The organism is Microcoleus sp. F10-B2, from assembly GCF_036704965.1.
Classification (GTDB): Bacteria; Cyanobacteriota; Cyanobacteriia; order Cyanobacteriales; family Microcoleaceae; genus Microcoleus.
Genome location: NZ_JAUBTB010000104.1, coordinates 1 through 22715, shown reverse-complemented (window position 1 = coordinate 22715; position 22715 = coordinate 1). Strand labels below are relative to the sequence as shown.

The window sequence follows — 22715 nt, the reverse complement described above, 5'->3', positions numbered from 1 at the left end:
TGTTTGCTTACTACCTCTCTATTATGTCACATTTTTGTTCGAGGTATTTATACTCATTTCATAACTGAGATGCTCCCGATCGCCCTTTTGGATCGAATGGGCGATCGCACTTTTCTTTCTTTCTTAAATCAGCCGGCAATTAGCAGATATAGCGGTTCTTAAAAAAGTGAGGTATGCCTTATGCCCTATTCCCTATTCCCTATTCCCTATGCCCATGAGTACCTCATCTTTCTGAGAAAGGCTATATTATCAAAATAGTATCTTCCTCAGCAATCTTACAAGAAAGAGCTACTATTAAGAGCCGTTGGATTCAGATTATAAACCACTCCCAAGTAGTCATTCCCAGATTTGATTGCGGTTGATACTACAGCAGTTGCACCATCTAAGATGACATTAACTGACTCAAAAGTTAATTGACTGAAAGTGACATCAATTAACTTGATTTTATCATCGGAAGTGAAGTCAGTAATCAGAGCGGCTTGAGATAGGTCATTAGCCGTATCTTGTAATACAAAGATATCATTCCCTGCGCCACCTGTGAGGATATCAAAACCGGAATCGCCATTCAGGATATCGTTACCCCCGCCGCCTGATAAGATATCATCTTGCTTACCACCGCGCAGGGTATCATCGCCATCACTTCCTAGCAGGATATCGTTACCATTATTCCCATTAACAAAATCGTTGTCAATACCGCCATCGATCGAGTCGGAACCTTTACCGCCAAATAGTTGATCGTCACCACCTGCACCTACCAGATTATCTTCTCCTTGATTAGCAAAATAGGTATCTGGTGATTCTAAACCTGTTAATGAGTCGTTACCAGAGAGAGCAAATATGGTTAAACCTAATGCTTCTGGTGGGATGCTGGTATCGTTGCCATCTGTTAGTAGGTAAACATCACCTAATAGGGTGTTTTCTGGTAAACCCGATCGCACATTACTTGATACCGATGGTTTTGGCATTGCGATCGCAATTTGCACTTCCCCTGTGGGTGAAAGTGTCGGTAGTGCGATCGGAGTTGGAGTTGGAGTTGGCGTATCAGTTGGAGTTGGAGTTGTTGTGGGAGTTGGCGTATCAGTTGGAATTGGAGTTGTTGTGGGAGTTGGCGTATCAGTTGGAATTGGAGTTGTTGTAGGAGTTGGCGTATCAGTTGGAGTTGGTGTATCAGTTGGCGTAGGAGTTGTGACTGGCGTAGGAGTTGTGACTGGTGTTGGAGTTGTGACTGGTGTTGGAGTTGTGACTGGTGTTGGTGTCGTATTACCACCATTCAAAATTTGTTCATCTAACGCTTTACCAGTGTTTTCTGCAACTAGAGAATCAAGGGTTTTTTGACCCGCACCAAATGCTTTAAAGTCTTCAGTTGTTGCACCTAAAGCAACTTTTTGGATGACTGCTACTTGTTTTTGCAGTTGTGTCAGATCGGTATTAGTCGCGATCGCCCCTACAATCCGTTGATTAGATGCTGCTATTACCTGCGCTAATGCTGGTGCCGCCACTGATATCTCTTGGGTGTTAAAATTAGGATCGATCGCTTTCACTCGATCGGCTACCTTTGTCAGTAAGGCTGCCACTTCTTCAGATTTGGTGAAATCTAACGTTCCTGTTTGGATGCGATCGGCGATCGTACTAACTATTTGCTTGACAGCATCACCCATAGTCAGATTACTCGCACCTTCAATTAATCCCGCAGCTTGAGTAATCGAGTTTTGGGCTACAAGCATCGCCGTTAATGCAGCTTTAGCGCCCGGTTGTCCGCCTTGGGTAGCTGCGATCGGATCGACATAATTCAGCGGTATGTCGCTGGGAATACCGAAAGCGCTAGTGACTTTGGCATTCGCTTCGTTGACGGTTAAACCGCGATCGGCTAATTCAGCTAAGATGCTAGTCAGTAAATTAATTACTGTTGCATCTGGTGTCGCTTTTAGCGGCGTTTCTAGGGGTAAACCCGTACCGATGTCAGTACCGCCAAAAGCGACTAAATTACCTTCATTGGGATCGAGTTTACCGTTATTATTCGTGTCAAAATTGCCAAAAGGAATATCAAAACCAAATGCACCTTGACTGTCAGTTGTCCCTTTGGGTTCGTTCGGATCTATCGTACCATTTTTGTTAGCATCAAAGAAGACATTAGCACCGGCAATATAGTCGTCAATCACAAAACCCGTGCAGTTCCAGCCTTGAAGATGCAATAATTCACTGACACTCTTACCATTATTGCTAGTAGCTTTAACTTCTACCCATTGTGGTAAAAATAAATTATTTCCTGCTACTTGACTGAGAGTGCGGGTAGTCGGGTCAAATTTTAGCGAAGCATTAGGCCCGTCAAATATTGTCGGAATAGTAGTTACGGAAGCATTTTCTGTTTTCCGCTTGTACTGACCCCCATTTACGCCTTGCGTCCAAATATAATCTTGTCCCTCGGCGACAGAATTATTATCTAGGGCGGTGACTGTATAGGTAATAGTATCGCCCGGATTTGGAGCGATAAATGTGTCAGGAGCAAAGACAAAAGCGGTATTGCTAGAAAATCCAGTAGCACGACTTTGATCCCATATTGGTTTATTGACGATGGGCGGTTGATTGTTAAGAGGTGGCGTTACTGGTGTTGGCGTTGGCGTTACTGGTGTTGGAGTTGGAGTTGGTGTTACTGGCGTGGGCGTTGGCGTTACTGGTGTTGGAGTTGGAGTTGGTGTTACTGGCGTTGGCGTTGGTGTTACTGGCGTTGGTGTTGGTGTTACTGGTGTTGGAGTTGGAGTTGGTGTTACTGGTGTTGGAGTTGGCGTTACGGGTGTTGGAGTTGGTGTTACTGGTGTAGGCGTTGGAGTTGGCGTTACTGGTGTTGGTGTTGGCGTTACTGGTGTAGGCGTTGGCGTTGGCGTTACTGGTGTTGGTGTAGGCGTTGGGGTTGGCGTTACTGGTGTTGGTGTTGGCGTTGGTGTGACTGGTGTTGGGGTTGGCGTTACTGGTGTTGGTGTTGGCGTTGGCGTTGGCGTTGGCGTTGGAGTTGGTGTTACTGGTAACGTAATATCAGCAGTACGAGTTAGTTGAATTGCAGCGGTATTATTATTACCCGCATTATCCGTAGCTTTAGCTGCAAGTACATCAACTGTGACATTACCACTAGCACTGGGAGTGACATCAAAGGTGTAAGTTTTCGCATCAACTGTGACAAAATTACCGACAGTGGCATTGGCTACGGTGATATCAGTATTATCAAATCCGGTGATATCTTCAGTGAAGGTAGCAGTGACGCTAAATAAACCAGTTACTGTTGGTGTTGAATTTGATGTTAAGGCAACATTAGGTGGGGTAACATCAGGTGCGGTAATATCAGCAGTACGAGTTAGTTGAGTTGCAGCGGTATTATTATTACCCGCATTATCCGTAGCTTTGGCAGCAGGGACATCAACTGTGACATTACCACTAGCACTGGGAGTGACATCAAAGGTGTAAGTTCTCGCATCAACTGTGACAAAATTACCGACAGTAGCGTTGGCTAAGGTGATATCAGTATTATCAAACCCAGTCACATTTTCACTAAAGGTAGCGGTGACGCTAAATAAACCGTTGACTGTGGTTGCTGAAGTTGATGTTAAGGCAACTGTGGGTGCAATGTTATCAATAACTATGGCTTTGCTACCGCTGAGGGAGTTAGCTGAGGCTAAAGCCGGAAGAGTTAAGACGGCATCAAAGGCTGTATCAGCAGTCTCTTTAATTGTGCCGCCGTTGAGGGTGAGAGAATTGGTGGCGAGATATTCTAAGTCAGGAGAGGTGTCTCCTGCTTGCACTACATAGTTGAAGGTGAGAGTTGTACTGCCGCTACCAGAGGCGTAATTGGCAAATTGGTCGGTTGTACCGGTTTCTAGTTGCAGTTGGGGTGTGCCGGTAACGTTGACAGCAGAATCGAAGGTGACGGTGATGGGGATGGTGGCACCGACGCCGTAGCTGCCGTCAGGGGTTGTGGCAATGAGACCAATAACTTTGGGGCTGGTGTTGAGCAGGATGGAGAGGTTGTCGCCGCCGGAGTTCGCCGTTGCTAAGTCAGGTTTCCCATCGCCGTTGAAGTCGCCGATGCTGATGGAAGCGGGGTTATTACCAGTAGCGAAGGGGACTTGGGTAGCGGAAGTGGGGGTGGAGGCTCCGGTGGGAGTGGTGTTGAGCAGGATGGAGGCGGTGTTGCTGCCGGCGTTCGCCGTTGCTAAGTCAGGTTTCCCATCGCCGTTGAAGTCGCCGATGCTGATGGAAGCAGGGTTAGTGCCAGTAGCGAAGGGGACTTGGGTAGCGGAAGTGGGGGTGGCGGCTCCGGTGGGGGTGGTGTTGAGCAGGATGGAGGCGGTGTTGTCGCGGTTCGCCGTTGCTAAGTCAGGTTTCCCGTCGTCGTTGATGTCGCCGATGCTGACGGATTGGGGGCTATTGCCAGTTGTGAAGTCAACTTTGGTGGCGAAGGTGGGGGTGAAGGCTCCGGTGGGGGTGGTGTTGAGCAGGATGGAGGCGGTGCTGTTGTCGCGGTTCGCCGTTGCTAAGTCAGGTTTCCCGTCGCCGTTGATGTCGCCGATGCTGACGGAGAAGGGGAAAGAGCCAGTAGGGAAGGGAACTTGGGAGGCGAAAGTGAGGAAGGCGGCTCCGGTGGGGGTAGTGTTGAGCAGGATGGAGACGCTGTTTTCGCTGCTGTTCGCCACAGCTAAGTCAGGTTTCCCGTCGCCGTTGATGTCGCCGATGCTAATGGCTCCGGGGTTAAGGCCAGTTGCGAAGCTGCCTTGGGGGGCGAAAGTGGGGGAGGTGGCCCCGGTGGGGATAGTGTTGAGCAGGATGGAGACGCTGTTTTCGTTGATGTTCGCCAAAGCTAAGTCAGGTTTCCCGTCGCCGTTGATGTCGCCGATGCTGATGCCTCTGACGGCAACGCCAGTAATCAAGTCAAATTTGGGGGCGAAAGTGGGAGTGGTGGCTCCTGTGGCGGTGGTGTTGAGCAGGAGGGAGGCGCTGTTGAAGTTCGCCGTTGCTAAGTCAGGTTTTCCGTCGCCGTTGATGTCGCCGATGCTTACCAAGTTGGGGCCAGAGCCAGTTGTGAAGTCTACTTTGGGGGCGAAGCCGAGTACGCCACTGTAGGTTTTGAGGGTGGTTTCTGCGATCGCCAGTTTCGCCCTTTGGCTTGATGGGGGGATGAGTTGCGGAATGTCCCAGGTGCCACCTAGTTCTGAGTTACCTGTAGGTTGGGAGTTAGCGGCGATGTTTGCGCCTGTGAGTTGGTGGAGTTGAGTCAGGAATTGGTGCCCGGATTTCCCGGCTGCTACGTTACAGCCATACAAGATGATGCTGGCGTTGGCAGTGAGGGCGTTTCGCCACTGTTGCAACTGTTGACTGTAGTTTTCGATATTGCTGCTGTTGAGTTCTGTTGTACCTAAGTAAATGTTGCCGGGGCTACCGTGGGTGATGATGTGTAGCGATTCGATGCCTGTATGCTGAGCTAGGATTGTGGTGATTTGCTCTATGGCATCAGGCTGGCTTTCCAGGATGTAAGTGGTTGTGTCTGGTTTGATGCCTTGGGCTATGTAGTTGCTGTCGGGTACTGTGGGGTCAAGAATGACGATCGAGCTTAGTTTGTTGCTAATGGAACCCACAAAGAGATTTTTTTTGTTAAGTTGAGTTAGAGTTTTCATCTGTTTTTGCTTTGAGTAGAATTACTGATTTTTGAGCTGCTAAAAGCGATCGCCTGATTCGATTGCGATGGCGGTATTCCTATCTGGTAAAGGATGACACCCTAAACTTTTAATTACTAGGAGCTTAACAGGGTGCGATCGTACTGTCAGAGTTTGAGCTTCTCATTTACTAAATCTTTATACTTCTCTGGCTATTTTATGGGAATTATAAAAAGTCGAAGTCGGAGCGAGTTTATGAAATTATTGATTTTAGGCAATTATGCTCAGTAATTCTATGAATAATGACGATCGCACAAATTTCAACACAACCCACGAACACGAGATTTTTGGCGATCGCGATTTTCCATCTTGGCTAACTCAACAACAAATCAGCCTCGCTTGCACCACCTATCAAACCAGCAGGTTAATGTTAATTGGTGCTGTGCCAGAAACCAACAGAATCTCGGCTTTTTGGCGAATATTCGATCGCGCAATGGGGCTTTACTGCACGCCGGAACGCCTTTATTTAAGTTCAAAATATCAACTCTGGCAATTAGATAATGTCTTAGAAGCCGGGAAATTATACCAAGGATACGATAAATTATATATACCCAGAATCGGCTATACTACAGGAGATATCGACATTCACGATATCGCAGTCGATAAAAATAATCAAATCATTTTTATTAGCACTTTGTTTAATTGTATCGCTACAGTGAGCGATCGCCACAGTTGCAAACCTCTCTGGAAACCCGGTTTTATCTCACAATACATCAACGAAGACCGCTGTCACCTCAACGGTTTGGCGATGGTGGCTGGGGAAGCGAAATATGTCACAGCGTCGAGTCAGTCGGATGTGGTGGATGGCTGGCGCGATCGCAGAAAAAATGGCGGTATAGTTATTGATATTGAATCTAATGATATTATCGTCACAGGATTGTCAATGCCACACTCACCGCGCTGGTATCAAGACAAATTGTGGTTGCTGAATTCGGGGAGAGGCGAATTAGGATATGTGGATTTAGATACAGGGAAATTTGAGGCGATTGCGTTTTGTCCGGGATACGTGCGAGGACTAGCTTTTTGGCAAAATTGGGCAATTGTTGGACTCTCGAAACCTCGGGGTGGTGACAACACTTTTAGCGGTTTAGAATTGGATGAGTTGTTGCTAGCCAAGGATGCTGAGCCTCGCTGTGGTATGATGGCGATCGATTTGACTACTGGGGCGATCGTTCACTGGTTGCGGTTTGAAGGAATTGTCACAGAACTTTATGATGTGCAGGTGATTCCGGCAGTGCAAAAGCCGATGGCGTTGGGTTTTCAAACGGATGAAATTGCTCAGTTAATTACTTTGGAACTTTAACCGCAGATGGTGGCGGATGTACGCTGATGAACGCAGATTAAGATGCAGTTTGTTTGGTAACTTCGACATAAATATGTTCTAACCGCACCGGATACCGAGCGATTGAGTCAATAGAAATCCCGTCGAACAGCAAAATAATCTCTTTTAATTCTAAACGCTCCGGCAGCCAAAAAGCTAAATCGCTACCGTAGCGGTGGGGGATGAAACTGTATTGTTTAGCGCGGGCGATGACTTCAGCTTCTTCGTCGGTTTTTACCACGATAATTTCTTGAGCCGGAATTAGTTTTTGCAACTCCTCCAAACTGCCCTCAGCAACAATATTGCCATTTTTCAAAATTCCAATTCTCTGACAAAGACGCTCAGCTTCATCCAACAAGTGAGTTGTTAGCAAAATTGTAATTCCTTCCGATTGCAATCGCTGAATTAACTCCCAAATTTCATAGCGAGCCTCAATATCTAAACCCGTTGTCGGTTCATCTAAAATTACTAATTTAGGTTGGTGTACCAAAGCCACCGCAATATTCAAACGGCGCTGCATTCCTCCGCTCAAAGTTTCCACCGGGCTTGTAGCTCTATCTGTCAAATTTACTGCTTTCAAACAGTGTCTTACTTGATAGCGCCGCTGTTTGCGCTCTAAGCCGTAAATTTGAGCAAAAAAGTTGAGATTTTCTTCGCAGCTAAGGCTTTTGTAAAGCAAATTTTCTTGAGGCGCTACCCCTATTAAGGATTTTGTAGCTTCGGAAACAGGTTCGCCATTAATAGAAACTTGACCGCTGTCGGCATTTAGCAAATTGCATAAAATATTGATAGTTGTAGTTTTACCCGCCCCGTTTTGTCCGAGCAAACCGTAAATTTCTCCAGCTTGGATGTGGAGTGTTAAATCTTTAAGCACTGAACGTTCGCCGTAGGACTTGTTTAGCTTTTCTATTTGCAGCACTGCTTTAATTCTCCGTATTATTTTATATATTTACGGTTGTTTATGAACGATTAAACCGCAGAGAGCGCAGAGGGCGCAGAGGAAGAGAAGAGAGAGATGAATAATTACGATATAATGAGATAGTTTTAAAGTCTTCTTTCTACTCTCAGCATCCTGCGGTAAGAAAGCCATCCACCTGCAATCATGGCTATAGAAAATATGAATAAATACCAGAAGTGTTCTGAAATATCAGCCAAATCTTTGCCGTCAGCCCACACGCCCATCAGCGCTTCGTTCATGTGATAAATTGGATTGTACTGGGCGAGTTCCAGCAGACTTTGGGGAAACAGCGAAGTTGGCAAAAATGCACCTCCTAAAATCAATAAAGGAACGCCGAAAGCTGCTACTAGGGAGTTGACATCTTCTGTGCGCCTCGCAAACTGGGTGCCGAGAATAAAGCCTACACCTACATAAGATACAATGCTGAGCAGAATAATCGCACATCCTAACAGGATAGAGCCTTGAAATTGCGCTCCTAAAAAAGAGGCGATCGTGTATACTAAAATTACCTGACCGATGCCGATGCAACTGTGGGCCAGGAAAATTCCTAAAAAGTAGGAAGTGCCGCTCAGCGGGGAAATAAACAAGCGTTTGAGGGTATGCTGTTCTCGCTCTGCTACTACGGTTGCTACGCTACCACCGAGACAGCTAAAAAATAAAGCCGCTCCTACTAAGCTTGCAGGTGCAGCAACTTCAAAGGCTTTTGCTGTGGTGAGATTAGCCCGTTCTTTTAAAATTAAACCGTTAATTAGCAAGATAGAAACTGGAAAAATACTCCACAATACTAAGCTGCGTCGCCGCCTCCCCAATTCAATTAAAATCCGCTGTGCTACTGCGAGCGTTTCGTACCAGTATTTCATAAGAAATTTATTAGTATTGTGAGAATGGGGAATTGGCGATCGCACCACCGGATATCATACCATAGAGGTGCAAATAACTTTAACTCTCAATAAAAAACCCGCCGGCGCGGGTTTTGTGATTTTAGGGGGATAGGTTTTAACACCTGTAAAAAAAAGCAGGGAACTGTAACAAATTCCAAATCCATATCTAATCAGTTATTCCCTATCGAAAATCGGAAATCGTATAACTTGTCGCGGTTTCTCGCTGCTCTCAATTAATACTAAAGTTTTTACCTCTATAGCATCCTTGAAAAGAAGTTAAACTGGTGCGGTTTTTCTGTTCCAATTTAGTCACGAGGGAAGAAGTATTGCTACTTTCAGGGGTAGCACCCCACTTGTAGATAAAGTCGCCGAGATTGTCTCCGGTTTCTTCGTAGCTGTGCTCTTCAATTGGAATTCCCGAAACTCCTGAAACAGTTTGGTTGTGGTATCCGTTAACAATGATTTTTTCGATAACTGCGCCCGGTTCTGCGGTAATGTTCCATTGCACCGGTTCGTAGGCTGAAAGTGCGAGAATTATCGGCTTGTTTCGGCGTTCTACTTTGACTTCGATCGCACTTTGTGATAAATCTCGGTTCTTGTGATCCGCATTGGCTTCGTAAACGCCTATTAAATGAAGTTCTTTGTTTCCGCTTGAGGAACCGATATAACCTGAAAAATCGTCGGAACCGCCAAGCCCGCAGTTGGCGCCAGAACTAATTGGGGAAATAAAAGCAGCTTTTTCGGCTATTTTCTGCTGCACCGCCGGCACTACCCACAATCCGGTTCCGATGCCTAAAGCACCGATTAAAGCTGCCGCGATACCGAAAGGAAGGGCATTTGTCAGGTGGCGAACAACTGGTTTGGCTGTTAGTTGAGATAAGGTTTGCTGCCAAGTTTCACCAGTTTGTCGATCGGCATTGCCACCATCGAGACAGGCCAATAAACCTAAACTTTCCGGCTGTTCGAGCAGACTTTGAACAGTTTTCCCTTCGCCGACGTAGAGATTTCTAGTTGCTGTGTCTAAAAGCAGCCAGTAGCGATCGCCCTCGCCCAGGTTGTACTCTTGTACCGCAGGAGCGACTAAATCGTGCTGCAAAAACACCAGCCAAGCCATATTATTGCCAGTGCCGACTGTTTTGCCGTCGCTGGATATAAGTTGCTCAATGTCGGGTTCCCAGCGCCAAGCTACCCAGCGACTGTCTCCTCGATAGCCGAGGGATTTTTCTAGTTGCGGATGAGCGGTTATTTCTAAGCGTTGAACTAAGTTTGACACTAGATGTCCTCCTCAAGTGCGATCGGGTCTAGAGCAATTTTGTTGAAATTTAAAACAAATATTTTGCTCGTGAAGACCCTCCGAATAATCGGGTTAATTTTGTCTCGCTCATGTTATCAGTCGGTACTTTCTCAACCACACTGGCTTAACAAAAATATGCCTGTTTAATGGTTTAGCTTGAGAACTTGGAGCTGGCGAGCACCCGCCTGGTAATAATTTTAACCTTTGCTGATCGCTAATCCTGTTACGGATTAAAGCTAGCTATCTATCACTGCTTCTACCTGGTTGTCCAGTTTTGAAAGAGTGTTCGGTCAATAGCGTCTACAAGCTCTTAGCTTAACTTTTATTTCGCTACTCTGCTACAAAATATGCCGATCGCACCTGAGAGCAATATTAAGCAGGCAAATAAATATTCCGGCTTTCTCGCGGGTGAACTATCCCTGAAAAACAGAACGTTTCCGAGCAACCCGGTTTCTGTGATGAAAGTTCTGACACTTCGCCTATTACTGGCGGGGGCCATCAATCGCATCTCTAGTCGGTGCAACACCTCCAGGGCCAAAGGAACTCGGGGGCACTCTCGGAAGATTGAGATTGGGATTGGGAACTAAATCGCTGTTGCTGTCACCAGCAGTTCCACCCGTGGGAGACGCACTATTATTGGGATTGGTAGTCGGCGAACTTCCCGGATTGAGATTATTCTGATTGGTATTCGGCGAAGTTCCCGGATTGGCATTATTGGGAGTGGTATAGGGCGAACTTCCCGGATTGAGATTATTGGGATTGGTGGTTGGTGAAGTTCCCGGATTGAGATTATTGGGATTGGTATTGGGCGCAGTTCCCGGATTCTGATTATTCTGATTGTTGGGATTTGCCGTGCCTGTTGGAGTAGTTATCGGCGTGCCGACAGCATCTCTGGTGACGCTGTTAGGGTTCGGGGCAGCAGCCGGAGCAGCCCCATTGGGGTTATTTGCAGGAGCATTGGCGGGGTTGCCCGCAACCGGAGCAGTGTTTTGGGGAGCAGCATTGCTGCCGCACAAGCTGACTAAATCAAAAGTTGTGCCGCCTGGAGTTTCGATGAAACAAACAGGCACATTTACTTGGGGGTTTGAGGCTCTGGGAAAATCGGCTGTTCCCGGCATGGGACGGCTAAAGGCAGCTTCAGCCACCAGTGGGGTCAAGGCAGCCGATAGAGCGGCGATTGTTCGCAATATTCTCATCAGCGTTTCCTCAAATATTGAACTGTGTTTGATCCAGTATTGCCCAGAAACTAGAAATTGTCTTCTTCCCAAAATAGGAGCTTTTGCTATTCCTGCTGATGTAGGCTGCGCCACTGAGCTTCAGAATTAAGACATTTGCATCTCAAGTAATTCCTGATGATAACGTTCCAACTCATGCGGTTGATGGATCAGCGGCTGAAGTTGGCCGTTGTGGAGTTGGTAGGCTTGTGTGATTCCAATGCGGCTGAGAAAGTCGAGGTCGTGGGAAATGACCCAGAGGGCGCTCTGAAACTCATTGACTCCATCAACAATCTGATTCACTGTTTCCAAATCCAAATTATTTGTTGGTTCATCTAAAATGAGCCAATCAATTTGAGAAATGCCGATCGCAGCCAGCCCTAATCTCGCTAACTCACCGCCGCTTAAGGCAGATGCAGGCTTGTTCACCTCATCATTAAAAAATAGAAAATTTCCTAATTGCTGTCGCAGCAATTGATAGTCTAAGTTTGGGTTTGCCATTTGCATATTTTCTAGGACTGTCCGAGAGCGATCGACCATTTCATAGCTTTGATCGAGATATACCCCTTTTATGGCAGATTTTATGGCAATTTCACCGGCTTCTAAAATTGCTGGAGTTCTCTCCATTCCTAGAATGGCTTGAGCTAAACAGGATTTTCCTGAGCCGTTCTTTCCAGCAATGGCAATGCGCGATTCTGACGATACATGAAGCTGAATGTTTTTGATTAATCGGCGCGCTCCTAATCTCAAATCAGCACCTTCGATATCGATTAAATTTTTGTGTTTGTGACTGCATTCTTCTAATTTAACCCGGGTTGTTTTCGTCGTTTTGATTTTGGTTGCGGTAACTTGATTAGTTGCTTGTTCTACGGCTAGTTCATGTTTTTTCTTAGCAATTCCTGCCGTTACTTCAGCTTGTCGCTTCCACGCACCAGCGAGAATTTTCGGAATGCTGTCGGCACGTTTGCGACCTTGTTGGCGAGATTGGGCGGCTCGTTGTTGTTCATGAGCTGCTGATGTTTTCGCTCGCTTTAGTTCTTTTCGCGCTACTTCGTGGGCGCGTAATGCGGCTTGATGTTCGGTTTCTTTTTGCGATCGGTAGAAGGAGTAGTTCCCACCGTAAACCTTTAATTCCGCTGGCGTTAATTCCCAAATCGTATCGACGGTGCGATCGAGAAAAAACGGCTTGTGCGAGACAATAACGAAAGCACCAGAAAATTCTTGCAGTGCTGTCTGCAATTGTTCCAGGGTTAACAGGTCTAAATGATTTGTTGGCTCATCTAACAACAGAATATCAGGCTGCTTCGATAGAGCGATCGCCAACCAAAGTTTCGTCAGTTCTCCGCCGCTAACTGTGCTCAGAGGCTGAGATAGGGAGACTTCCGAGGTAAACTTCTCCTCTAGCAACGTCGTCACCGTCCACCAGTCATCCGAATGAGAAGCGATCCAGTCCAGTACCAATTCATTCGATGCAGACAGATTCAGGGTACTGACTTGAGGCAGATAGTAAACACTACCTGTCCTCGCGACTGTGCCAATCTGCGGGATTAGTTGTCCGGCAAGTAGCTTGAGCAAGGTCGATTTACCGCTGCCGTTGCGACCGACTAAGCCAATGCGCGAGCCTTCATGAATCGCAACAGTGATATCTGCGAACAAAGTCCGTGTGGGTGCGACTTCGCAGGTCAAATTAGCTGCGTTGAGAATTGCTTTCTTTTGCATATTTCTGCTCCATCTGGGTTTGCTGAGCCGTCCTCGTAGTGCTGGACGCTCGATCGCAGTACGATCGAGAGGTCGCTACCCAATTCAAATCTTTGGCTTTCGTAGTTTTTAAAGCACAGAGCGTTGGAAATCGATCGGGATGGGTTAGCAACCAGCAGTTAGCTTCATGGCAGTAAGAATTGATAGACTACAATAAATTACAGTATATTACACGATTTTTGCGTTGTCAAGCCACAGATGTTTTGAATTCTGCGGTACAACGGATACAGTCTTGGACACAAGGAATCTATTTTGACACCATCTGTAGTGGTAAGGCGCGCGCTGTACACCATACTGGCTCTTCCTTAGTTACTGTGCTAATTTATCTAAAAATAATGGCACAAATTCTGATATAGCAAAGATTTCTGGTATTGTTTTAGTTGATTTTAGCCGTTTTTTCTTAAATTCAGACATAGGTTGATTTTCAACTACTTAAACCAATAGTTTGGCACAGTAAGTAAGGAAGAGCCATTATGCTGTATCATTTCCGGTCGATCGACCAAAAGAAAAAGGGTTGGTAGTGAGAATTTTAGTCCTCACTGCAACCCTTTTTTTACGGGTAATTGACCGGACATCATATCATAACAACTAACTTCCTTTAATACCGAATTCGCGGGTCAATGTAAGCATTCAAAATATCAATTACAATGCTGGCAATTACGACAATTCCCGCAAAAAACACCACAATACCTTGAACAGTTGGATAATCCCGCAAGCTAATCGCTTCGTAAAGGCGATTTGCCAACCCCGGCCAAGAAAAAGTAACCTCTGTTAAAATAGCACCGCCCAACAGTGCAGCAAAAGTTAATCCTAAGACAGTAATCACCGGAATCAGCGCATTTTTCAGAGCGTGAGCCCATAAAATCTGCAATTCAGGAATTCCGCGAGCTCTAGCTGCTTCGACATAATCTGCTTGCAAAGTTTGCTTGAGATTCACCCTGACAATGCGCTCGAAAATGCCGCTCAAAAGAATGCCCAGCGTCAAACTCGGAAGTGCCAAATAATGCAAACTTGTGAGAAACTGACCGGGGTTAGCGCTCAGGAGACTGTCAATCGTGTACAGTCCTGTGTAGCCTTGGGGGGCTGGGAATGTCACGGGAAAGCGAGTTCCCAAGGGGAACCAGCCCAACTGCACCGCGAAAATCAACTGCAAAACCATGCCGGCCCAAAAAGCCGGCAGCGAGTAAGTGATAATGCCAAACAAACGGCCTGCAGCATCGAAAATAGTGTTGGGGCGGGATGCTGCCAGGGAACCGATACTGATGCCGACAATTAAAGCTATGGCCATGCTACAAACTGCTAATTCCACTGTAGCGGGGAAATAGTCTCCGATAATTTGCCACACGGTTTGTCCGCGAGTGGTGATTGAGGTTCCCAAGTTCAGACTGAATAAGTCTTTCATGTATTTGAAATATTGCTCCCACAGGGGTGCGTCGAGGCCGAGTTGAGTTCGCATTGCTTCTTTTGCCGCTGCCGGAGCCCGCGAGCCGAGAATGGCATCTATGGGGTCGCCCGGAGTGGCCCGCAACAATAAAAATACTGCTGTGGTGATTGTCCACAACATTAACGGTGCGAGGAGCAAGCGGACAAAAATATACGATTGTAGGGCTTTAGAACGAGACATAATATTTGGGAATTGCGAAGAAATCAGTCATTAGGCAGATGTTGAAGGCAGATGTTGAAGGCAGATGGCAGGTGGATGATGGAGGGTGGAAGAAACAGATATTGTATATCTGCAACTTCCGTGTCGCGAATCAGGGGAATTGGGAATTGCTAATAGACTGTTGAGTTGATTTTTGCGAAAAAGTCGATCGACTTTTTCGCAATTCCCGATTTTCCTATTCGCCCAGCAGCGATTCAAAGGCAGCTTGCAAAGACTTGATATCGCCTACTCTCGCTACTAACAAGTTTTCGCTGCCTGCATCCTGCAGCCTGTGCTTCCAATACTGGATGCTATCCGAGTTGTTCATCCAGAAACTAATCACGGTGTCTACAACTCGATCGACATCCCAGCCGCGATCTGGAGAAACTGTCTCCACGGATGCCACAAACGCATCCAGAGTACACTTCCGGTTTGCCAAGTATTCTACACCCGACGGCTGCTTTTGTTGCAGCAATTCTTGCTGCTGGTTAAAAAAAGTTAAAGTTGGAGATACGCCCAGGATTTCAAATGTATAGTTCATGTCATCCTCCAGAAGTATTATTTTGCCAAAAGGTCGTAGCGTAGCGGGGCGTAAGCCATCGTCCAAAAAAGCGAAAAACGCTTTACTTTGCTGCCTTCGATGAACGGCAGATGCTTAAATTATCCTAGGAGCGATCGATCGGGATTTGGCCCGCTTATCTTATTAATAGCAAATTTTTCAACAAGGGATGGTCACCTAATTTACATTTGTCGTGGCACTGTAGAAAAAATTAAAATCAGATAGGACTCTCGCCGCTGGTCACAATTAGTTAGGTGTTCTACTATCCCTAACCCTCGATCATCGCCCTATAACGAAAGCCTGACGCACCATACAAGTTGATTTAGTTGGGCTAGTTTCGTAATATTTCAAACATTACCACTTTAAAAACGAATAACCCATAAACAACAAAATTTAGAGCGAGTATTTTTCAATCACCTTCGTTAAGGAGAAGTATTTCTAGATAGTATGGTGGTCGCATTTTAGGCAACCAAATTTTTTTCTTACATTAGGCAGCCCGATTCTATTATAGAGAAAAAAGATACTTGACAGCTTACTCTGCTTTAGTACCAAAATATAAGTCTTCTTCACTTCTTAGCCCATATTGTTCCATTTTTTCCGAACTTAATGATTCAGCAATATTTTCTTTGGTTATACTAAATCCTACTTCTGTTAGACGATCTGGATAATCACGTCCGTACCATCTAACATGATCTTCTTGTCCAAAATTGCGTAAGCGATCTTCCGGCGATGTAATCGTAGCGTCCTCAAAAGTTTTTTCTAAATCAGAGGCAATTGGTACCTGTAAAGAAGCCCATCCATTGGGTTTTAGAACTCGTAAAAGTTCTCTCATTGCTTGTCGATCATCCAATATGTGTTCTAAAACGTGGTTACAGATAATTACGTCAAAGGTATTATCATCATAGGGAATCTGGGTGATATCGAGTTTGACATCTACCGATGAATTATTAAGGTCTGCCGTTATGTATTTAATATTTTCTTTACCAGTAAAAATTTTTTTCAAGCTACTTTCAGGTGCTATGTGTAGCATTTTAATTGGTTTATTTAAGTCTAAGTTAGATTTTTGTTTAAGCAGTAATGTCAGAGCTCGGTGTCTTGGTTGCGAATCACAATAAGGACATATAACATTGCGATAGCTACCACTCCAGTCAATAAAATTCGTCAAAGAATGACCACAACAGGGACAAAAATATAAGTTATGTTTCTTGCCAAGATTTTTGATTATAGAAGTTTGTATTTGTATCCTAAATTTGCTTAAACCCACCCGCATACATCTTTGAGATTTAATCAATAATTGGTTGAAGTTGTTCATGTTGCTCATCCTTATTAATTTTATCTTTTTATAAGAAACAGAAAAAGTTATAGTGACAATTTATTATAGTTTTTGGCAATTAAATCTCAGAATCTTAATTTTTTTTACAGCCCTAACTCAGGAGCGAAGCCAGCTAACATTCGCAATCACTCATTGCCGCTCACCCCTGAACTCCCACAGCAACTTTAGCATGAGGTCGGGTGCAGTGATTAGTTCTGCCTTGATTATTTCACAATTCTTTAACTAACTCAAAAATATAAAACTCCTCAAGGTCACGCAGCCCTAATTCAATGCTTGAGTGCTCGAAGCCCCGAGCGCTCACAGGAGTCGATCGTCCAAAAAAGCCAAAAACGCTTTACTTTGCTGCCCTCGATGAACGGCAGATGCTTAAATTATCCTAGGAGCGATCGATCGGGATTTGGCCAGCTTATTTTATTAATAGCAAATTTTCCCACAGGGCATTGTCACCTAATTTACATTGTCATGGCCCTAGAAAAAAAATTAAAATCTGATTTTTATTAAGCAGGGTAAGGTGGGCCATCCGCACCGGGAGAAAGTGATACCGTTTGAGATTTTAGATTGTAAATTTTAGATTAAAGAATTAAATAATTGGGAAGGACTGATGAAAACCAGGGTGTGGAGCACGGGCCTAAAGTTGCTTTTTTTACGGGGCGTGCGTTTTTGACCGCGAGTCCGCAGAGCGATCGCCACATTCAGGCAAGTAGTGGCATCATTAATATTACAAGTTTTTACAGTAGCGGTGGAAACCTCAGCCAAGTTTTGAGCGGCAGGTCACCGCACTTCACTCTTGCTGTACAGCTTTGTAACTTATATCTGGGGCATCTTTTAAACGACAAACGATACGTAAACTCGGTAGGTGTCAGAATATTGATGTTATTGAAAAATCTGAGCAGTTGTCTGATGAAAAGCTCGCCCAAGATGTCACTGAGCCTAGTTTTGTTGATACCGCTGGTGGTGCAAATCTCTGTAGCAGTCGGCGTGACTGGATGGCTCTCGTTTCGCAACGGCCAGAAAGCTGTCAATGACCTTGCTACTAGGTTAAGCCTGGAAGTTGCAGCGAGAACTAAAGAAAATTTCCGCAGTTTTGGGGATGTGTCTCATTTATTCCTGCAAATGAATACTGCTGCGATCGCCTCTGGAAACTTAGACCCGGAAGACTTCCCCAATTTAGAGCGCTATTTGTGGAATCAGACCAAGCTGAGCGATCGAACTACAACCATCTACTACGGCGACGAACAGGGCAAATTCCTCTTGCTCAAGCGAGAAGCAGAAAACTTAGTATACATCAGAGACGAATCAACCGCTCCAAACCGCCAAATTTATCGCCTAGACAGCCAAGGAAATCGCACTGAGCTAATCAAAACCGTTGCCTATGACCCCCGTACTAGACCGTGGTATCAAGCTGCCAAACAGTCAGGAAAAGCCACTTGGTCTCCCATCTACGTTTTCGCAGCACCGCCAGTGCTCGGCATTACGCCGGTGATGCCCATTTACAATGAAACAGGAAACCTGCGGGGGGTATTGGCAATTGACCTGACTCTTTCTCAAATCAGCGATTTTCTCAAAAGCATCAAAATTAGCCCGTCGGGACAAGTTTTCGCGATCGAACGCAGCGGCGAAATAGTCGCCAGTTCCACAGACGAATTGCCCTTTGTCAAGGACAAAGACGGACAAAAACGGCTGTTGGCCACACAGAGCAAAAATTTGCTAATGCGATCGGCCTCCACATACTTGCAACAACGATTTGGCAGTTTTGAACAAATTGACAACCCAGGACAATTTACCTTCGATATAGACGGCAAACGTCAATTCATTACCGTTGCTCCCCTGCAAGACGGCCGCGGTCTCGATTGGCTGATTGTAGTGGCAATCCCGGAAGCAGACTTTATGGAGCAAATTAACGCCAACACTCGGATAACTATTTTATTGTGCTTTTTTGCCTTCATACTGGCGATCGCACTCGGCATTTTTACCACTCGCTGGGTTGTCAAACCGATTACCCGATTGCTGGAAGCTTCCAAAGCTTTAAGAAAAATGTCTGAGTCATCCGACTTCACCTCCGCAGAATTAAACGGCGAAGTCGAAGTTCAAGGCGTCAAAGAACTCGGCCTTCTAGCTCAGTCTTTCAATCAAATGGCCAGACAATTGCGATCGTCTTTTGTTGCCCTAGAACAAACCAACTCTAGTTTAGAACAGCGAGTAGCAGAGCGAACGGCAGAACTCGAAGCCGCAGAAGCAGAATTGCGGGCTTTGTTTGCAGCAATGAACGAATTAATTATAGTTGTGGATGCCAACGGCCGCTATTTAAAAATCGCGCCCACCAATCTATCCCTGCTGTACAAACCAGCCGAAGAATTAATGGGCAAAACTCTCAGGGAGATGTTTCCGCAAGCTACAGCCGACAATTTTATCAACCACATCCGAGCAGCTTTAGATACTCAGCAAACTGTCAGCATCGAATACGATTTAATGATTAACGAACGCCAAGTTTGTTTTGCCGCCAGTGTTTCGCCGCTTTCAGAAGAATCGGTAATTTGGGTGGCTCGCGATATTACCGAACAGAAGCGAGCCGAATCCCTGCGACGCCAAAGGCAAAAACAACTGCTCAAACAAAATACGGTTTTGCTAGAATTGGCGAGAAATAAAGCGCTGTATCGAGGCGATTTGCAAGTAGCTTTGAGGCAAATCACCGAAGCTGCTGCTCATACCCTAGATACAGAAGGAGCCGGAGCGTGGTTGTACGATGAAAGCCGATCGAAACTGCAATGTCTCGACCAATTTAGGCGCAGCAACCACCAGCATTCCCAAGGTACTGAAATTGCAGCAGCAGACTATCCAGCTTATTTTCAAGCTTTGGAAGAAGACCGGACCATCGCAGCCGACGACGCTCTTTCAGATATTAGAACCAGAGAATTTGTGGCATCTTACTTTGCACTAATCGGCATCAAATCTACCTTAGATGCACCGGTGCGGCTGGGAGGACAAACAGTCGGAGTCATCTGTATCGAACAAGTGGGAACTCCTCGCAACTGGACAGTAGAAGAACAAAATTTTGCGGCTTCCCTGGCAGATTTGGTATCATTGGCGATCGAAGCCAGCGAGCGCGATCGCACACAAAGCGCTTTGCGTCAAGCAGAACAAAAATACCGCAGCATCTTTGAAAATGCCGTCGAAGGCATTTTTCAAAGAACCCCCGAAGGCCACTTCTTGAGCGTAAATCCAGCTTTAGCCCGCATCTACGGCTACGCTACTCCCGAAGAATTGACATCAAATCTCACAAACATCAGACAGCAAACTTACGTCAATCCTCAGCAGCGCGAGAAGTTTATGCGGGTGATGGAAGAATTCGGAGAAATTTCGGGTTTTGAGTCAGAAGTTTACCGCGTTGACGGCAGCGTAATTTGGATTTCCGAAAGCGCGCGTGCAGTGCGCGACGCCGACGGCGAGGTACTCTACTATGAAGGCAGCGTCGAGGATATTAGCGATCGCAAAGTCTTTGAATCCGCCTTGCAACTGGCCCTAGAAGCAGCCGAAGCAGCTTCCACCGCAAAAAGCGCATTTTTGGCAAACATGAGCCACGAACTGCGAACTCCTCTGAATGCCATCATCGGCTACAGCGAAATGCTCCAAGAAGAAACCGAAGAATTGGGCTACGATGAACTCATCCCAGATTTAGACAAAATCCGCACTTCCGGCAGACACTTGCTATCGCTAATTAACGACATTCTCGACATTTCTAAAATCGAAGCCGGTCGCATGGATCTTTACTTAGAAACCTTCGACATCGCCGCCTTGATTGAAGAAGTCGCATCTACCGCCGCACCGCTAATTGAGAAAAACGGCAACACTCTAAACTTGGAGCGAATTACCAATATCGGCACTATGCACGGGGACATTACCAAAGTGCAGCAGATTTTATTAAATTTGCTGAGCAATGCAGCAAAATTCACTCAAAACGGTACAATTACCCTCACAGCCAGCCGAGAAAAAATCCCAGGTGAAAGTAGTGAATCCAGACAAGAAAATACTTCGGAACCTGCGGCAAATTCTCAATCTTCAATTGCTAGTAAAGAATTTTTAGTTTTTCATTGTACAGATACAGGAATTGGGATGAATCCAGACCAGTTGCAGCAAATTTTTCAACCCTTTACCCAAGCAGACGCTTCTACCACGCGCAAGTACGGCGGCACCGGTTTGGGACTAGCAATCAGCCAGCGTTTTTGCCTCATGATGGGCGGCAATATTTCAGTAAAAAGTCAGGAGGGTGTGGGTTCTACTTTTACGATCCGCTTACCTGTTAATAATTAAAAACTTCCCAAATAAATAAATGTTAAGAAAAATTCAATCAACTTAAAACCACGTAAACTAATTATGTTTCTGAAAAAAAGTGACACTGAATATGCTGACATCGGACAGCTCAAGCACACCAGTCCCTTTGATAGTTGATGATGATGGCAGCCAAGATGGGATGACGGCCCTAGCCTATATGCTGCAAAATCCGAAATTTAGCGTCAAGGCGATCGCCATTTCCCAAGGACTAGCTCGCCCGCAAATATTTGGCAACAATGTCGAGCTAATGTTAACCCGATTAGGCAAGACGGGTATTCCTGTCGCGGTTGGCAGAGATACTCCCTTAGCCGGAAATAACGCTTTTCCGCCAGAATTTCGGGATGCCACGGATAATTTTTGGTCGCCATTTGTTACTCTACCCGATCGCCCTCTAGAAACCGTCGATCGGCGGGATGCTGCACAATTAATTATCGACACCGTAAAGGGCTCGCCACAACCAGTCCAAATTTTGGCAACAGGCCCCCAAACAAACATTGCAGAAGCACTCCGCCGCGACCCCACAATTATTGACAATATTGCAGGCGTTCACATCATGGGAGGTGCTGTTTTTGTTCCCGGCAACCTCAGAGAACACCTCGATCCAATTCTCAAACAAAACGCTGTTTCCGAGTTTAATATCTGGGTCGATCCGCAAGCTGCAAAGGAAGTCTTTGATGCTGCATCGAAAGGATTACCAGTATTTTTAACACCCCTGGATGCCACTAACCAAATTGGATTTTCTCGCGCCGATCTCAACGCATGGAAAGCTACAGGTACTCCAGAAAGTGCGATCGCATCAGAATTATTAGACTTTGCTCTCACAGTTATTTCAGGCAACGATCCGCTGATTCCTAACCCGGCATGGGATTTAGTAGCAGCGCTAACTTTAAGCGAACCTACCTTCTCCAAAGCAACACCCCTGCACTTAGATGTCAATACCAATGGCGCACCAAGCGTTAACCAAGGGCAAACATTTGCAGTTCCCAACCTGCCTCCCAACATCAATGTATATCTCAATCCCAGTTTCAACAATCTAGGATTTAGTTCGGGTGACGTTTTCAAAAGCTCTAACGCTTCGGTTGGTAATATGATTGTCGGAACTGCTAGCAATGAATACCTGGATGGAGGTGCTGGCAATGACACTATTTCCGGTAATGGCGGCAATGATAACCTCGACGGCGAAGCTGGCGACGACATCATCTCCGGGGGCCCACAAGCCGATCGGATTTTAGGTGCTGCAGGTAACGACACCATCTACGGTAACGGTGGCAAAGACTTACTGATTGGCGGCTTGGGCAACGACCAGATCTACGGCGGGCCGCAAGCAGATACGATTTTAGGTGGAGGTGGCAACGACACTATCTACGGCAATGGCGGCAAAGACTCGATCGACGGCGGCCTTGGTTCTGACGTGATTTGGCTGGGTTCCGGCAAGGCTAAAGTTGCCCTAACAACAGGAGATGGCTTTGACACCATTAATGGCTTCTTGATTGGCGCAACCAAATTGAGTGCAAACAACTCCAATAATTTGTCCTTTACTGATAGTTCTAACGGCGTCCAAATCTCCCAAGGAAACGATTTGCTTGCTGTTGTGTTCGGTCAGTCAGCTAATACTTTTAGCAACAACTTGGCTGATATTTTCGTAGCTTGAACCCACATTCCGCACCCCCAACTGGCACATACGCGGATTGAGAGGGTAAAAGTGAATCATCCGAGATAATAGTGAG

The 22715-nt window shown here is 45.9% G+C and carries 12 protein-coding genes; 3 read left to right on the top strand and 9 right to left on the bottom strand.

Going from position 1 to position 22715, the window contains the following annotated elements:
• Positions 1 to 275: 275 nt before the first annotated feature.
• Positions 276 to 5660 carry an FG-GAP-like repeat-containing protein gene (locus tag QUA99_RS27885; protein WP_333243180.1) on the bottom strand — a complete coding sequence of 1795 codons (5385 nt, stop codon included), beginning with the start codon at positions 5658 to 5660 and terminating at the stop codon, positions 276 to 278.
• A gap of 259 nt (positions 5661 to 5919) precedes the next feature.
• Between QUA99_RS27885 and QUA99_RS27880 the strand changes: the two genes are divergently transcribed.
• Positions 5920 to 7002 carry a TIGR03032 family protein gene (locus QUA99_RS27880; RefSeq protein WP_445251050.1) on the top strand — a complete coding sequence of 361 codons (1083 nt, stop codon included), beginning with the start codon at positions 5920 to 5922 and terminating at the stop codon, positions 7000 to 7002.
• Positions 7003 to 7039: 37 nt separating this feature from the next.
• On the opposite strand, the gene QUA99_RS27875 is transcribed toward QUA99_RS27880, so the two are convergent.
• The 8 genes from QUA99_RS27875 to QUA99_RS27840 form a co-directional block, all read right to left on the bottom strand.
• Positions 7040 to 7939 carry an ABC transporter ATP-binding protein gene (locus tag QUA99_RS27875; RefSeq protein WP_333243183.1) on the bottom strand — a complete coding sequence of 300 codons (900 nt, stop codon included), beginning with the start codon at positions 7937 to 7939 and terminating at the stop codon, positions 7040 to 7042.
• Between the two features lie 125 nt (positions 7940 to 8064).
• A complete protein-coding gene (locus QUA99_RS27870) occupies positions 8065 to 8838 on the bottom strand; it encodes an ABC transporter permease (protein ID WP_333243186.1) in 774 nt (257 codons plus the stop codon).
• A gap of 250 nt (positions 8839 to 9088) precedes the next feature.
• Complete coding sequence (locus QUA99_RS27865) at positions 9089 to 10132, bottom strand: hypothetical protein (RefSeq protein ID WP_333243189.1); 1044 nt, start codon at positions 10130 to 10132, stop codon at positions 9089 to 9091.
• A gap of 503 nt (positions 10133 to 10635) precedes the next feature.
• Positions 10636 to 11463, bottom strand: coding sequence for a hypothetical protein (locus QUA99_RS27860; protein ID WP_333243191.1), 828 nt, complete (start codon positions 11461 to 11463; stop codon positions 10636 to 10638).
• Positions 11464 to 11475: 12 nt separating this feature from the next.
• Positions 11476 to 13086, bottom strand: a complete 1611-nt coding sequence (gene abc-f / locus QUA99_RS27855; protein WP_333243194.1) for a ribosomal protection-like ABC-F family protein — start codon at positions 13084 to 13086, stop codon at positions 11476 to 11478.
• A gap of 637 nt (positions 13087 to 13723) precedes the next feature.
• The gene (locus QUA99_RS27850) at positions 13724 to 14749 is read right to left on the bottom strand and encodes an ABC transporter permease (protein WP_333243197.1); all 1026 of its coding nucleotides are present in this window, start codon (positions 14747 to 14749) and stop codon (positions 13724 to 13726) included.
• A 214-nt stretch (positions 14750 to 14963) separates the two neighbouring features.
• Positions 14964 to 15308 (bottom strand): hypothetical protein, encoded by a 345-nt coding sequence (locus QUA99_RS27845; RefSeq protein WP_333243201.1) that lies wholly within the window; start codon positions 15306 to 15308, stop codon positions 14964 to 14966.
• 550 nt (positions 15309 to 15858) lie between these two features.
• Positions 15859 to 16638, bottom strand: coding sequence for a methyltransferase domain-containing protein (locus QUA99_RS27840; RefSeq protein WP_333243204.1), 780 nt, complete (start codon positions 16636 to 16638; stop codon positions 15859 to 15861).
• A gap of 921 nt (positions 16639 to 17559) precedes the next feature.
• Here QUA99_RS27840 and QUA99_RS27835 point away from each other — a divergent pair.
• Together QUA99_RS27835 and QUA99_RS27830 are read left to right on the top strand one after the other, a co-directional pair.
• Entirely contained in the window at positions 17560 to 20967 is a 3408-nt protein-coding gene (locus QUA99_RS27835; protein ID WP_333243213.1) for a PAS domain S-box protein, read from the top strand.
• Positions 20968 to 21046: 79 nt separating this feature from the next.
• The gene (locus QUA99_RS27830) at positions 21047 to 22639 is read left to right on the top strand and encodes a nucleoside hydrolase (protein ID WP_333243207.1); all 1593 of its coding nucleotides are present in this window, start codon (positions 21047 to 21049) and stop codon (positions 22637 to 22639) included.
• Positions 22640 to 22715 lie beyond the last annotated feature (76 nt).